This window comes from Pseudomonas sp. PDM10 (assembly GCF_014852295.1).
In the GTDB taxonomy this organism is placed as follows: domain Bacteria; phylum Pseudomonadota; class Gammaproteobacteria; order Pseudomonadales; family Pseudomonadaceae; genus Aquipseudomonas.
This window is the reverse complement of record NZ_JACVBJ010000001.1, coordinates 488,182-502,526: the sequence shown is the minus strand read 5'-3', so window position 1 is coordinate 502,526 and position 14,345 is coordinate 488,182. Positions and strand designations below refer to the sequence as shown.

The window sequence follows — 14,345 nt, the reverse complement described above, 5'->3', positions numbered from 1 at the left end:
GTCACAAAGCTCGTGCAATCTCATTTGCGCGCATACCCGCTTGCTTGGAGTCTTATGACATGAGGCCAGAAATCGCTGTGCTGGATATACAGGGTCAGTATCGGGTTTACACGGAGTTCTATCGCGCAGACGCCGCAGAGAAGACCATTATTTTGGTCAACGGCTCGATGGCCACGACTGCGTCGTTTGCACAGACCGTGAAAAACCTTCACCCGCAGTTCAATGTGGTTTGCTACGACCAGCCCTACGCGGGCAAGTCGAAAGCCCACAACCTGCACGAGAAATTGCTGACCAAGGAAATCGAAGGGCAGATCCTCCTGGAGCTGATCGACCACTTCGCCGCCGAACACGTGCTGTCGTTTTCCTGGGGTGGCGCCGCGACCCTGGTCGCCCTGGCCCACCAGCCACGACGCATCGAAAAAGCCGTGATCAGCTCGTTCTCTCCGGAGATCAACGCGCACATGCTCGACTACCTCGAGCGCGGCATCGATTACCTCGGTAGCCGGGACGGTGACCGGGTCGGCAACCTGGTGAACAGCACCATCGGCAAACACCTGCCGACCCTGTTCAAGCGCTTCAATTATCGGCACGTCAGTTCCCTGGCCGAGCATGAATACGGGCAGATGCACTTCCACATCAGCGATCTGCTGCACAGTGATCGCCAGTGCTTCTTCAAAGCCGCGGAGAAAGTCAACGTGCCGGTGCTGTTCATGAACGGCGAATGGGACGAATACACCGCTGCCGACGGCGCTCAACTGTTCGCCAACCATGTGCAACACGCTACGTTCACCACCCTGCAGGCCACCGGCCACTTTCTCGACATGGAACACAAAGCTGCTTGCCGAGATAGCCGCAACGCATTGCTGAGCTTCCTGAAACCTTCGCAACACGAAAGTCGACCGCGTTATCACTACGTCCAGGACCAACATGCATTGGCCATCTGAAACAGCGTCATCGCGAGCAAGCTTAGCCCTACGGTGTTGAATGCATTCCTGTAGGAGCAAGGCTTGCCCGCGATAGACCGTCATACGGTCTCCGCTTTGTTTCAATTGTGCTAAAGCCGTCCCACACAAAGAAAAACTTCATTTCCACGCCCACATCTGGTACAAAGTCACCGCTCTGAGCGGGTGTCGTATAATGGCATTACTCCAGCTTCCCAAGCTGATAACGAGGGTTCGATTCCCTTCACCCGCTCCAATCGAATTTTTGTCTCACGTCAGGATGATTTTGACGGGAGATGCACGAACACAAAAACCGGTCCGTTATGACCGGTTTTTTTGTGCCCAGGATTTGAGGTGCCGGAGAACCTGCCGAGCGCATCAGACCGCATGCTCCCCGTCCCCATGTCTGAATGATATGCAGTGCTATACTTTTTTATGCTTTGAATGAAGCGTAAAGCGTTGCCCACGGGTACAGATACCGACTGCAAATCTCGACTGGCAGCTACAAGACAAAGGAGGTCTACGGCAAGCACGAGATGGGAGGTGTGGCATGAATCGACACTATTACATCAGCAACAATCTCGATGATCTTGAAGCCGTTGAAAATGAGCTGGAAGCCAGCGGCATCAATTCCGAACAAATTCATGTACTCAGTCAACACGTTGCCGATGTTGAACAACATCACCTTCACGAAATCAACTCGTTAATGGAACAGGATGTTGTCCACTCTGGCGAAATTGGTGCAGTGATCGGTGTGCCACTCGCGGCGCTGGTTCTTGGCGGCGCCTATTGGCTGGGCTGGACCGAATCCGCCGCAGGCTGGATGCCGTTTATCTTTCTTGCCATTGTTGTATGTGGCTTCTGCATCTGGGAAGGCGGTTTTTTTGGTATTCAGGTGCCAAACGCTCACTTCCGCAGTTTTAAACAGGTGGTAGAAGAGGGAAAACATATTTTCTTCGTAGATGTCGAGCCGGCTCAGGAATCGGTGTTGGACGGGGTTATCGAACATCACCCAGCGCTGGAGATTGCCGGCACGGGAACGGCCGCCCCCCATTGGACTGTAGCCTGGCAGCACAAATGGCATCAGTTCAAGCGAGTGATATCGGGTTAGCCCCTGGAGACTGATGGCCATCCGGAAGCTGCTTATTGGCCGAAGGAAATAACCCGGCTGAGGAATACATAGTCCGCCTCGGTGGCCATCAGTCCGACGAGCACCAGCAAACACAACGGTGGCACCAGTATGGCGTAGACCATGGCCAACCGTTCCCAGGCCATATGCATGAAGATGGAGACAATTAAACCTGCCTTCAACAACATGAAAGTGATAATCAGGGACCACCGAAGGTAACCATGAAAGTGGAAATAGTCGACAAGGTACGACATCGTGCTGAGGACGAATAACAGCCCCCAGATTTTAAGGTACAAGCTGATTGGATGTTGCTGACCCTGAGCATGTGCCATCACCCGTGCTCCTCTACCATAAATAGAAGAAAGCAAAAATAAACACCCACACCAAATCCACGAAGTGCCAGTAAAGCCCGGCTATCTCGACGTTCTGATAGTTTCCGGAGCGCTCATAATCTCCCCGCAGTACTTTCAACGCCACAATGCTGAGATAGATGGCGCCGATTGACACATGCAGTCCGTGAAAACCGGTAATCATGAAAAAACTGGCGCCAAACTGCGCCGCCCCCATAGGGTTCCCCCAGGGACGCACGCCTTCCGCGATGAGCTTGCTCCATTCGAATGCCTGCATGCCGACGAAGGTCACACCCAAGGCAGCGGTCGCCAGCATCAGGGCCGTGGTTTTCGCCCGATCACGGCGATAGGCGAAATTGACTGCCATGGCCATGGTGCCGCTGCTGCTGATCAGCACAAAGGTCATGATGGCGATCAGAATTAGCGGGATTTCTCTGCCGCCGATCGTCAATGCGAACACTTCACTGGGGTTCGGCCAGGCGCTGGTGATGGTCATGCGTACCGACATGTAGCCGGTTAAAAAACAGGTGAATATGAACGTATCGCTGAGCAGAAATATCCACATCATCGCCTTGCCCCAAGGCACCTGCCTGAAGGCCTCCTTATCCGAGGACCAGTCGCTGGCGATGCCCTGCCATCCTGCAGCAGGCGGCAAGCTAGGTGGATTGGATGAACTGGACTCGCCTGGGGCAAGTGGGTGCGATGCCATGGCTTTTCACCTCAGGCCGCAGAATCTGGCGATCGCTTCATAGGTTTGCGGCGTGCTGGCCAGCAAAGCGAATAGCACGAACCAAAGACCCAGTAAGTAATGCCAATAGATGGCACACAGCTCTACGCTGGCGCTGAGTTGCGGCAACGGCACGCGCTGCAGGTATTTAGCAACGATGATGCCCCAGGCTATCAGCCCGCCCAGCAGGTGGAGCGCATGCAGGCCAGTCAACAGGTAGAAGAAGCTGTTGGCCGGATTGCTGGCGAGAAAGTAACCCCAGGCGACAAACTGCTGCCAGACCCAGAACTGCCCCGCCAGAAAAGCAATGGCGAATACGCCCGCCAATGCAAAACCAATCACAGCGGCACCCAGTCGCGCCCGTCGGGCGGCCATACGCGACCACTGCAGTGCGACGCAACTGACTACCAGAAAAGCCGAATTCAGCCATAACTGCCTTAGATTGGCTAACGGCGCCATGGGCTCTGTCAGGGGGAGCCAGTCGGTCATTTGTGAACGGGCGATAAAGGCGAGCAAGAAGAGAAAGAATAACGAACTCACCACGGCCAGAAATAAGCGCAGGCCTGTTCTTGCGATTTGGTTTCGATCGGCACCTTCGCCAGCCTGAATACCCGGCGGATCGCGATTCCAGCTGCCGCCGGGGTCCGCGCCGTCGGCGTTTCTCAATAGCAACCTGCTCATGTTCTAACGTCCGCTATCTTGGTTCCGGCACTCAGTTGCCGCATCTGCTCCAACTCCTCGGCGGAGACTGTCTGCGGAACGAAATCCTGTTCTATCCCCGGCACACTGTAGTCATAGGCCCAGCGATGCACGACCGGCAGCTTCGCTCCCCAGTTACCGTGTATCGGCGGGGTGTTCGGCGTTTGCCATTCCAGACTGGCCGCGCCCCAGGGATTACTGCCTGCGGGCCTGCCCTTGAATGCACTCCAGGCCAGGTTGAACAGGAACAACAACTGGGAAACGCCGACGGCCAATGCGATCACCGTAATGAAGGCATTCAACTCATGCGCCGACTGCGGGATGAACGCGTAGTTGTCATAGGCGTAGTAGCGGCGTGGCATCCCCTGAAAACCCAGGTAGTGCATGGGGAAGAAAATGGCGTAGGTGCCCAGAAAGGTAATCCAGAAATGCAACTTGCCCAGGGTGTCGTTCCACATGCGCCCGGTGACTTTCGGGAACCAGTGATAAATACCGCCGAACACCACCAGTACCGGCGCAACCCCCATGACCATATGAAAATGGGCGACGACGAAATAGGTGTCCGAGAGTGGAATATCCACGATCACATTGCCGAGAAACAACCCGGTCAGACCGCCGACCAGGAAGGTGACGATAAAGGCCAGGGCAAACAGCATCGGCACGGTCAGATGAATGTCGCCGCGCCACAGGGTCAGCACCCAGTTGTAGACTTTCAGTGCGGTCGGCACCGCGATGATCAAGGTGGTGACGGCGAAGAAAAAGCCAAAGTACGGGTTCATTCCGCTGACATACATATGGTGCGCCCAGACCACAAAGCTGAGTACGCCAATCGCAATAATGGCCCATACCATCATTCGGTAGCCGAAGATATTTTTACGCGCATGGGTGCTGATCAAGTCAGAGACCAGACCAAACGCAGGGAGCGCAACGATGTAGACCTCCGGGTGGCCGAAGAACCAGAACAGGTGCTGGAATAATATGGGGCTGCCACCCTGGTGATCGAGCTGCTGCCCCAGCGAGATCATCGCCGGCATAAAGAAGCTGGTGCCCAACAGCTTGTCAAACAGCATCATGACCGCACTGACGAACAACGCCGGGAAGGCCAGCAAAGCCATGATCGAGGCCATGAAGATGCCCCATACGGAGAGCGGCATGCGAAACAATGTCATGCCGTGCGTACGCGCCTGCAACACCGTGGTGACGTAGTTCAACCCGCCCATGGTGGCTGCGACAATAAAAATCGCCAGTGAGACGAGCATCATGACGATGCCCCACTCGACCCCCGGTGTCCCCGGAGAAATGGACTGTGGCGGATAGAGCGTCCAGCCCGAACCGGTGGGGCCGCCAGGGACAAAGAAACTGGAGAGCAGCACCACTACCGCCAGCAGGTAGAACCAGTAACTCAGCATGTTGACATAGGGGAAGACCATGTCGCGGGCGCCCACCATCAGCGGGATCAGATAGTTACCGAAGCCCCCCAGAAACAAGGCCGTCAGCAAGTAAATGACCATGATCATGCCGTGCATGGTCATCGCCTGATAGTAAGCACTGGCGTCCATGAACGCCAAAGTGCCGGGGAAGCCAATCTGTATGCGCATCAAGTCGGACAACACCACGGCGATAACGCCCACGAATATAGCCGTCAAGGAATATTGAATGGCGATGACCTTGTGATCCTGACTCCAGATATATTTGGTCAGGAAGCTTTTGGGCTCGTGTAGTGCTTCTGTTTCGGCTTGCTCCGCATAGGCCATCACGTCATCCTCCTGTCGAAGTTTCGGTGCATTCCTGGCTGCTTTACGGTTACTTCCCTGGCTCCGCCTTGCTCGTATCAGCGTCGGCTTTCGCTTTGGATTTGATAAAAGCGATCAGTGCGTTCAACTCCTGATCACTCGGGGTAAAGGCCGGCATGATGGCTGCGTAGCCCTTGACGATTTTGGCACCGGGATTAAGCACCGAATCTTTTATATAGCCCTCATCGGCCTTTATCGTCGAACCGTCGGCAAGGGTTACGGGCTCGTTATACAGGCCCTGCCAGCTGGGGCCGACGCCCTTGCTGCCATCGACACTGTGGCAGGCCAGACAGCCGAGTGACTGGGCCAGCCGCTGCCCCTGTGTCGCCAAGTCGTCACCTCCGTCCAGTTTTTCGCCGGTAGAAGGTTCTTGCTGCGCGACACCCAGTGATTTGATCAGGGCGACGACAGCACCCAGTTCATCTTCAGTGAGAGTATAGGCCACCATGACCGGCGGATAACCCTGTACCAGTCGAGCCTTCGGATCGAGGATCGACTCTTTCACGTAGGCCTCATCGACGAGCACGCTGGTGCCATCGGCAAGCTGTTCAGTGCGGCCGTACAGTCCCTTCCATCCTGGGCCGAGACTGGCAGTTCCATCCTGGCTATGGCAGGCAACGCAGCCGTATTTTTCGACCAACTGGCGACCTTTTTCCAGCACGCTGTCCCGACTGGGTTTGGCAGCTGTCGTTAATGTCTGCGCAAAAGTCGGTTGACTGTTAAGCCATTGTTCGAAGGCGGTCCGGTCTTCTACGATCATATAGCCGCGCATGTTGTAATGACCTACGCCACAATACTCGGCACACAGTATTTCATACTTTCCGATTACCGTCGGTGTAAACCAAAAGTACGACACCATCCCAGGCACCATGTCCATCTTGCTGCGAATCTGCGGTATATAGAAATCGTGCAGTACATCTTTGGAACGCAATAAGACTTTCACCGGCTGATCGAGCGGAAGGTGAACTTCATTGCTTCTTATTAGTACATCGTCCTGCCCGGCAGAATCCTTGGGATCAAGACCGAGAGGATTGACCGAGTCAACAAACTTGATGTCTGACTTTCCCAGCTTTCCATCCTGACCCGGAAAACGAAACGCCCATTGCCACTGCTGGGCGACCACTTCGAGTTCATAAGCATTTTTTGGCACCCGGATGAAATCATCATAAACAACCAGGCCTGGCGCCAACATCGCGGCAATACCTATCGAGGTCACGATAATCAACCATGTTTCCAACTTTTTATTTTCTGGTTGGTAGGCCGCCCTGCCGCCTTTCTTGTGACGGAAACGTATCAAGGCCACCGCCATGAATAGAGTGACGGCGATGAAAAATATTCCGCTGATGATCAGGGTGATGAACAGGGTGGTGTCTATTGACCCCCAATTGGAGGCTGGCGGTGCCGCATGCCAAGGCGCTAATAAATGGAACAGCACGGACGCAATAACGATTAGTACAAGAATAATTGCCATTGCCATTTTGCTTTCATCCTATTCCTGTTACTCATCGGTATGCCTAAACATCGCCACAGAACAACACCGTCAAATAAATACTAATCTGACGCCAAAACAGGCTAGACAAATACCACTATCTTTGTGGCAAAGTCCGCAGGAAGTATAGTTCATGGCCGGAACCAGCGCTTATCGGGAAAACCATTGGCGTCTGGATATTCCAACTTCTGCGTCAACTTGATCACTTGAAACCGATTCGCTATATATAACTGTAACTATTAAGTAACACCTCTCGCCTGGTCGCCACGTCGAGTAAGCGAAGCCCGGTTGCCAGCTATAATCAGGTCTGATTACGGAAGGCAAAGATCGGCTAAAAGCGCCCGCAAAAGTCCTTGCCTATGCATAGCGGTCAGACAAGTGACGGCCAAGAGCTATAGAGTCCAGCCGTCCACAACGGAGATTTCGCCATGAGTGCCTTGACGATCGAAGGCTGGTGCAAAGTCAACGGACAACAAAAGTCGACCCCGATGGGTGAAATCCATTTTTACGTCGATGGCTCCCTCCATAAGGGTCTGGAGGACGCTGAAGAACACCTGCAGAAGACCCATGAGCGTGAAGCCATGGTCGATGTCGACATGGACACGCTGGAGTTGAAATTGCCAGAGGGATACGGCCCTTTGTCCGACTGCCAAATGCGCGTCTATATACACAACGAGCGCGGTCAGTTCCATTTGGTCGGGCATCGAGCGAGTGATGGAAGCTTGATCTATAGCAACGCGGTTTTGATTGATCAGCTGATTGACGCCTAGCTACGACGGGATGCTCGGCCATTGGTACGCAAAAGGGACAGACGAAAAGAGCAGAATCTGTCCCTTTTTCATCAATGCATCAGCGCGTCGCAACGATAAACAACCGTGGGAACGGCAGCAGCACTGAACCATCGGCCAACGGCGGATAAGCCAGCTCGATTGCCGCTTGATACTGCTTGAGATACTGCGCCCGCTCCGCCTCATCCAGCGGATCAAGAAACGGCCGCAATCCGCTGCCCTTGAACCACTCGACCACACCAGACGCGCCGCCAGCAAGTGGATGATGGTACGTCGTGCGCCACACATCGACACGGGAACAATGGGCTCGCAGCATGGAGTAATAACCACTGGCATCTGCCATTTCCGTCCGCTGCCCGGCGGCGTCCGCCAGTTTGCCAACCCATGGACCATCGGCTGCAACTTCGCGCATCAAGCGATGCGAAGGCTCATTGAGATTGTCCGGCATCTGGATCGCCAGGCTGCCACCAGGGGCCAGCTTGCTCGCCAGTGCAGGCAGTAACTTCGCGTGATCCGGTAGCCACTGCAACACCGCGTTGGCGAAAATCACATCGAACGGGCCGTTTTCGTTCCAGGTATCAATATCAGCCGTATCGAATTGCACCTGCGGCAAGCGCTTGCGGGCGGCGTCGATCATATCGGTCGAACTGTCCAGGCCACGCACCGTGGCATTGGCGAAGCGCTCAACCAGCAACTCGGTCGAATTACCGGGGCCGCAACCGATGTCAATTGCCGAGCGCGCGTCCACAGCAGGGATTGCGGCCAGCAAGTCACGGGCGGGACGTGTGCGTTCATCTTCAAAAGCGACGTATTGTTTGGCGGACCAACTCATTGCGTTCTCCTGTCGGTGCGTTGTTGTAGCAAGAGGCGGAAAACCGGTTCGCTACAATACCTCGACCGATGCGCTCTGCCCAATCCGACCTATGGCGAAAGCGGTCAGTTAACCCAACCTCCTCGTTGCCAATACCAGCCATTATTACGCTGCTCCCAGTGGGGATGCACATAACGATAACCCGGTCGTTCCGGCACCCAGTGGCCATGAACAGCGACATAACGCCCACCTTCCCAACGCCAGTATCCTCGGGACCAAACGTACCCCGGACGTGCCATAGGCTCTACTTCGATTACCCGTTCCGGTGGCGGCTGCGGTGCAATGACTTCAACGTACTCATGCTGAACCGGACGCCGCTCATGAACGACCCGCTCCTGCACACAGCCGGACGCTGCGAACATCACCGCCAATAACGCCATATAACGTAACCACATGCTGCCTCCTCGGACTTGACCGCCGCATTGAGTGAATCAGCAAAAATCCCCCCCTTCCCCAGCCACGCTCCTGCCTGGCTAATTGATCTTGTAGCAGGTCGTATCTGTCTATTACCTGAACTTGTATGACTTGGTACCCACATAACAACGAGAATTTGAATGAGCGTTCTTTATCGCCAAATCTTCTGAAATCATAACTAAATCGACCGTTCGTCGAACTGACAGGCAAGCAATTTTGACAGTCTGAAAACGGCACCTATAGTCCTATCGCGGCCCGTCGGAAGGAACCCGAACCCGTTAGTTTGCACGCAAGGAGCAAGGCCAGCTCATGCCCGTGACAGGTGGGTTCCGCCCGTAGTGTTTTCGCAACGGCCGTAAGGCAAGCAAGCGTTGTTGTGCCTGGAAGATGCCAGGCATTCACTATGAACAAGGAGCTTTACTATGTCTCGAGTCACGGATGTACTTGTTTCAATCGACACTGAAACCATTCTGAAAAACTACCCGAACATCAGCAAAAACCCTGCGTCGCCGACGTTGATCGACGTCAATCATGTGTACATGGTGACCAACCAGAACAACGTCGTCAGCGGCCAGGCCGGTGGCGAACTCAACTTGAAAGCCCAGGTTGGCGACTTGATTCGCTGGCGTGAAACCAGCCTGTCGCAGAGCTTCGAGAATGCAGTGATTTTCTACAAGTTCATTGGCAATGTCGGCAACGAGTTGATCTCAACACCCACGCCGCGCAAGGCTACAGCGTGCGTTGCCGTTCCCAACACCAGCAACCCGTCGGTGCCGAGCTGCCAGAAAGTCGACAACCATTACTGGTCTTCGGAAACACTTTCGTGCGGTAGCGTGACCTACCACTTCCATTTCCTGATCGTTGATCGCGACTGCAAGATCGTAGGCTGCTGCTCGTGGGATCCGTTCATTACCATCCGAAACTGACGATGACCAGGCCCCTTGGCGACGAGGGGCCTGCCGAGTTCGTTGCCGCCTGGGCCGGGACGGGATGTCCTGCTTGAGCCGATGCGGCTGCCGTCCTGCATCAACATCATGAAAGGAATCCATGATGACTTCCGAACCGATTGCCTCCCCCTCGAGAAGTATCGCGCCAGCCAATAATGTGCTGCTGATCGTCGATGCCGAATCACTGCTTTCACGCTATCCGCAACCCAGTCTTGATCCGCAAAACGCGACCAGGATTGAAGAAGGTTTCATCTTCGTCATCAGCGGAACCCAAACACCACAAAGTACAACAAATGACAGCCTTGCGACCTTTCTCGCCAGCAACGGAAAGGACTTCCATATCCGTGGCAGGACCGTCAGCTTGCTCGCCGAACACAGCGTGGTGTTCTACGAGATGTCAGTAGGTAATGCCGGGGTACTTTCACCGCCTGAATTGGTCGTTCACACCAACCTGACAGTCCCCGCCCCCAACCCCGAAAGCCCGACCCAACCGGGCAGCCACACGGCCGATGATCATTACTGGCATTGCACGCAATTGGCGGCTGGGGTGGCGGCGTGCGAACTGAAATTCATGCTGATCAATAAAAGTTGCGAGGCATTGGGATACTTCAGCTGGTCGGTGGACATTAAGTTGGTGGAGTGAATGGACTCCTGAAAAACCGGCCTCAAGGGCCGGTTTTTTTATTGAACATACAAATGTAATTAGAATTTCCAACTCGCCGTCGCTGTCTGAAAATCAGGCGCATCCCTATAAGGAACACGGCTATGAAATTCGCAAAAGTCGCTCAGAAACTTGCCCTGTGGGCGGGTAGCCCCAAGACGTTCATGGGGGCAATCATTCTGATTTTTCTGTGGGGTCTGAGTGGGCCGATTTTTCACTTCAACGACACCTGGCAGCTGATCATCAATACGTCGACCACCATCATCACCTTCCTGATGGTGTTCCTGATCCAGAACACCCAGAACCGCGACACGGACATTTTGCACTTGAAGGTCGATGAGTTGCTGCGGGTGACGAAGGAGGCGCAGAACGCGATGCTGGGGCTTGAGGCGCTGGACCTCAAGCAGTTGGAAGCGCTACGAAAGAAGTATCGGAAACTTGGCGAGGGCGAAACGATTCCCCTGGACGGTACCGTCGTCCAGGAAAAAGGCAAGCAGGATTTGGATGAATGCTGATCGGGATCATCGCGGGTGGCTCAAGGTCACCCGCGTACTTCGTGGGTTAGCGACTGGCTTGCAGCGCCTTGGCCATTTGCAGGTGGTTCTGCAATTTGGGCAACGTTTCTTCGGCGAAGGCCTTGATTTCAGGCACGTCGGTGGTCTGCGCTGCCTGTTGAAGCTGCTCGATGGCTTCCTGGGTGGTTTTCACCTGACTGGCCGCGTAGGCCTGGTCGAAGCTCGCGCCGTCCTGCACTTGCGGCATCAAGGCTTTGGCTTTATCGACGACCTCTTCACGCGGAGCCACCGGCAAATCCAGTTGTTTGGCGATTTTCGCCAGGTGCTGGTTGGCGGTGGTGCGGTCGTTGATGACGACGATGGTGTAATCCTTGACCTCTTTGGATTCGGTTTTCTGGTGCGCCAGGCGGCTGGCTTCGATATCGGCCATGCCTTTGGCCGACGCATCGTTGATGAATTCGGCGGGGGACTGGGCAAAGGCACTGCTGGCGCACAGGCCCAGCAACGTGGCAAAACTGGCATTGCGTAATCGGGTGGCCATCCGGCTCATGGTCGCGCCCTCCTCGTAAAAAATTCAAACGGGAGCTTACGCTCCCGCCTCTCAATCAAAACTACCTTCACCGCTACTTCGATTTCTGACCACCTTTGCGGCCCATATCGGGTTTCGAAGGGTCTTTATCGACAGTCGTGGTGGTAGTTTTCCCACCTTTGCGACCGGCTTCAGACGCCTTCGTTCGATCGTTGGCGAAGTTTCCCGAGTTCGAGTTTCTTGAATTAGGCATGATTCTCTACCTCTTGGTGATGATCGCGGCGAGCAGGAGCCCGCATAGAATCAGAATTTCGATCACCGCAAAGGTTTAGAAAAGTTGAAAACGCCACGACGAACGGTGGCAGATTTTCAGGCCCCGAGACGTTGGTGATGTTGGCGCTTGGCGGCGTACATGGCCTCATCGGCATGCCGGAACAATTGCTTTTCTTCAGTGCCGTCGTCGGGGTATCGCGCAACGCCGATGCTCGTCTGGATGATCAGGCTGTGACCGTCCAGACGCAGGGGGTGAGCCAAAACCTGTCGGATTTTTCCCGCCACGCTGTCGGCGTCTTCCGAGGCGTGGATGCTGTGCAACAACACTACAAACTCATCACCGCCGATACGCGCCACCGTGTCGGTTTCTCGCACACAGCCTTTGAGACGATTGGCGACCGCTTGCAACAGCATGTCGCCGACCGCATGACCGTGGGTGTCGTTGACTTGCTTGAAGCGGTCGAGGTCGACGTACAGCAGTGCCATTCGGCCGGAGTCCGCCCGCGCCAGCGCCAGTGAATCTTTAAGCCGGTCACGGAGTAACTCTCGGTTGGGCAGCTGAGTCAGCTGGTCGTACTGGGCCATGCGCTGCAGTCGGGCAAGCAATTGCTTGCGCTCAATCGCGGTGGCGACCTGTGCGCAAACGTATTGCAGCAGCTCCTTGTCCTGTTCGGTGTAACGCTCACCACCGGGCACGCTTTTAACGATCAGCGCACCGATGGTGCCGTTTTGTGAACTCAACGGCACACCCAGCCAGCAAGGTGAATGCTGGCCCGCGACCAGCGCCTCAAACCCCGCCAGTGGATTGTCTTGATCCGGGGTCAGCAGAATCGGCTGGCCACTGCGAATCACCTCGGCACAGAGGCGTCCGGTGATCGTTCCGGGCTGTTCGGGTTGCAGCTCCAGGTCGTCCACGTGATAAGGGAAATTCAGCTGTGCACAGTGTTCGTCATACAGCGCCACGGAGAAATTCAGCGCCGGCAGCCATTCACCGATGATCAAATGGATGCGTTTGAACAGTGCGAGCAAGTCTTCCGCCGCGTGGGCCGCTTCGGAGATCGCATACAACGCCGCTTGCCGGGATTCGGCCTGTTTGCGCTCAGTGATGTCGCGCGCCACGGCGATGCGCAGTTGGTCGACCTCCGACCAGCGTGCCGACCAGAGGATGTGCGCCACTCGGCCATCTTTGCGCAGGTAGCGGTTTTCGAAATTGAGCTTGGGGTCGCCACCCATGATCTCCCGCGCGGCATCGAGGGTGCGCTGACGATCGGCGGGATGCACCAGATCGATCATCGGCTGGCCGATCAGCTCGTCGGGGGTATAACCGAAAATACGTTCGCAAGCCGCGCTGACAAAAACGAAGCGACCTTGTTTGTCGACCGCACAGACGGCGTCCAGCAAGAGATCAATGTAACTCGCCAACGGCGCGGAATTTCTGGTTGCCATAGTGCGGTGAGCGTATCCGGCCAATGCAGCAATAAAGAACCTTCCCTGCCCCATCAGTACAGCTGACGCCTCCTTGCAATCAGCCTCACGCCTTGTTCGTCACCAGCCCCGGCAATGCATGCGCCAGGGCATTGATGGCGAATCCGATAAACATCACCCCACACAACCGGGTGATCAGCAGCTCATGGCGCTGGTACAACATGCGCACCTGCCGCGCACCGACAATGCCAATGAGGATAGCGTAGGCCATGAGGCCACCGACGAAACTCAGGACAATCAGCCACGGCAGCATCGACCAGTGCAGCAATTCGGCACGGCTGGACAGCAGCGCCGTAAAAGTCGCTACCGCCACCGGGTAAGCCTTCGGATTGGTCAGGCCAAACAGAATGCCGTGCCAGAACGGCTGCCGCGCCGGGCCTTGAGGTGCTTCGTCACTGCTGCGACGAGCGCGAACCGCGCGCAGACCGAGCCAAAACAGGTACAGCCCACTGAGTACTCCCAGCACATCGAATGCGGTACTGCCGATTTCCCGCGCACCGACAATCGCGATCAGCGCAGTGCTGCACCAGACCACATCCCCCAGCAAATGCCCGCAGAGAAACCCCGCCCCGGCCCTCCGACCACGCGCCGCACCGATGCCGAACACCGCCAACACACCCGGCCCCGGCGTGATGCCGTAGATAAAGCCAGAGACGAGAACAGCCATTAGCAGCGATGGGGTCATTGGATGTCCTGTTGAGCCTGGGTGAATGCACGCAAGTCTATCTCAGGTT

The 14,345-nt window shown here is 55.5% G+C and carries 17 protein-coding genes and 1 tRNA gene; 7 read left to right on the top strand and 11 right to left on the bottom strand.

Annotated elements, in window-relative coordinates; genetic code table 11:
* The first annotated feature begins 59 nt into the window (after nt 1-59).
* The 3 genes from IB252_RS02385 (at nt 60) to IB252_RS02375 (ending at nt 2,052) form a co-directional block, all read left to right on the top strand.
* Nucleotides 60-944, top strand: coding sequence for an alpha/beta fold hydrolase (locus IB252_RS02385; RefSeq protein ID WP_111450861.1), 885 nt, complete (start codon nt 60-62; stop codon nt 942-944).
* A 179-nt stretch (nt 945-1,123) separates the two neighbouring features.
* Nucleotides 1,124-1,197: transfer RNA gene (locus IB252_RS02380), tRNA-Gly, on the top strand.
* A 294-nt stretch (nt 1,198-1,491) separates the two neighbouring features.
* Nucleotides 1,492-2,052, top strand: coding sequence for a magnesium transporter (locus IB252_RS02375; RefSeq protein WP_111450863.1), 561 nt, complete (start codon nt 1,492-1,494; stop codon nt 2,050-2,052).
* Nucleotides 2,053-2,084: 32 nt separating this feature from the next.
* On the opposite strand, the gene IB252_RS02370 is transcribed toward IB252_RS02375, so the two are convergent.
* The 5 genes from IB252_RS02370 to IB252_RS02350 are packed head-to-tail and all read right to left on the bottom strand — an operon-like array spanning nt 2,085 to nt 7,116.
* The gene (locus IB252_RS02370; RefSeq protein ID WP_192406592.1) at nt 2,085-2,402 is read right to left on the bottom strand and encodes a cytochrome C oxidase subunit IV family protein; all 318 of its coding nucleotides are present in this window, start codon (nt 2,400-2,402) and stop codon (nt 2,085-2,087) included.
* 13 nt (nt 2,403-2,415) lie between these two features.
* On the bottom strand, nt 2,416-3,129 hold the full coding sequence (locus IB252_RS02365) for a heme-copper oxidase subunit III family protein (RefSeq protein ID WP_192406590.1): 714 nt from the start codon (nt 3,127-3,129) through the stop codon (nt 2,416-2,418).
* A 6-nt stretch (nt 3,130-3,135) separates the two neighbouring features.
* Nucleotides 3,136-3,828, bottom strand: coding sequence for a cytochrome c oxidase subunit 3 (locus IB252_RS02360; RefSeq protein WP_192406588.1), 693 nt, complete (start codon nt 3,826-3,828; stop codon nt 3,136-3,138).
* A complete protein-coding gene (ctaD, locus tag IB252_RS02355; protein ID WP_192407564.1) occupies nt 3,825-5,600 on the bottom strand; it encodes a cytochrome c oxidase subunit I in 1,776 nt (591 codons plus the stop codon). The genes IB252_RS02360 and ctaD overlap by 4 nt, the downstream gene beginning before the upstream one ends.
* 49 nt (nt 5,601-5,649) lie before the next feature.
* Nucleotides 5,650-7,116, bottom strand: coding sequence for a cytochrome c oxidase subunit II (locus tag IB252_RS02350; protein ID WP_192406586.1), 1,467 nt, complete (start codon nt 7,114-7,116; stop codon nt 5,650-5,652).
* Nucleotides 7,117-7,556: 440 nt separating this feature from the next.
* Between IB252_RS02350 and IB252_RS02345 the strand changes: the two genes are divergently transcribed.
* Nucleotides 7,557-7,898, top strand: coding sequence for a hypothetical protein (locus IB252_RS02345; protein WP_192406584.1), 342 nt, complete (start codon nt 7,557-7,559; stop codon nt 7,896-7,898).
* A 79-nt stretch (nt 7,899-7,977) separates the two neighbouring features.
* Here the strand turns inward: IB252_RS02345 and tam are convergent, their stop codons facing one another.
* Complete coding sequence (gene tam / locus IB252_RS02340; RefSeq protein WP_111450870.1) at nt 7,978-8,748, bottom strand: trans-aconitate 2-methyltransferase; 771 nt, start codon at nt 8,746-8,748, stop codon at nt 7,978-7,980.
* 104 nt (nt 8,749-8,852) lie between these two features.
* Nucleotides 8,853-9,182 (bottom strand): YXWGXW repeat-containing protein, encoded by a 330-nt coding sequence (locus IB252_RS02335; protein ID WP_111450872.1) that lies wholly within the window; start codon nt 9,180-9,182, stop codon nt 8,853-8,855.
* A gap of 441 nt (nt 9,183-9,623) precedes the next feature.
* Between IB252_RS02335 and IB252_RS02330 the strand changes: the two genes are divergently transcribed.
* The 3 genes from IB252_RS02330 (at nt 9,624) to IB252_RS02320 (ending at nt 11,324) form a co-directional block, all read left to right on the top strand.
* On the top strand, nt 9,624-10,127 hold the full coding sequence (locus tag IB252_RS02330; RefSeq protein WP_111450873.1) for an inclusion body family protein: 504 nt from the start codon (nt 9,624-9,626) through the stop codon (nt 10,125-10,127).
* A gap of 124 nt (nt 10,128-10,251) precedes the next feature.
* Entirely contained in the window at nt 10,252-10,791 is a 540-nt protein-coding gene (locus tag IB252_RS02325; RefSeq protein WP_192407562.1) for an AidA/PixA family protein, read from the top strand.
* A 122-nt stretch (nt 10,792-10,913) separates the two neighbouring features.
* Nucleotides 10,914-11,324 (top strand): low affinity iron permease family protein, encoded by a 411-nt coding sequence (locus IB252_RS02320; RefSeq protein ID WP_192406582.1) that lies wholly within the window; start codon nt 10,914-10,916, stop codon nt 11,322-11,324.
* Nucleotides 11,325-11,370: 46 nt separating this feature from the next.
* Here the strand turns inward: IB252_RS02320 and IB252_RS02315 are convergent, their stop codons facing one another.
* The 4 genes from IB252_RS02315 to IB252_RS02300 all read right to left on the bottom strand — a co-directional run bounded on the left by IB252_RS02315 (nt 11,371) and on the right by IB252_RS02300 (nt 14,296).
* A complete protein-coding gene (locus tag IB252_RS02315; protein WP_008152987.1) occupies nt 11,371-11,874 on the bottom strand; it encodes a DUF4142 domain-containing protein in 504 nt (167 codons plus the stop codon).
* 73 nt (nt 11,875-11,947) lie between these two features.
* Nucleotides 11,948-12,106, bottom strand: a complete 159-nt coding sequence (locus IB252_RS02310) for a KGG domain-containing protein (protein ID WP_008152986.1) — start codon at nt 12,104-12,106, stop codon at nt 11,948-11,950.
* Between the two features lie 116 nt (nt 12,107-12,222).
* Complete coding sequence (locus IB252_RS02305; RefSeq protein ID WP_192406580.1) at nt 12,223-13,572, bottom strand: sensor domain-containing diguanylate cyclase; 1,350 nt, start codon at nt 13,570-13,572, stop codon at nt 12,223-12,225.
* A gap of 85 nt (nt 13,573-13,657) precedes the next feature.
* Entirely contained in the window at nt 13,658-14,296 is a 639-nt protein-coding gene (locus IB252_RS02300; protein WP_192406573.1) for a LysE family translocator, read from the bottom strand.
* Nucleotides 14,297-14,345: the final 49 nt, after the last annotated feature.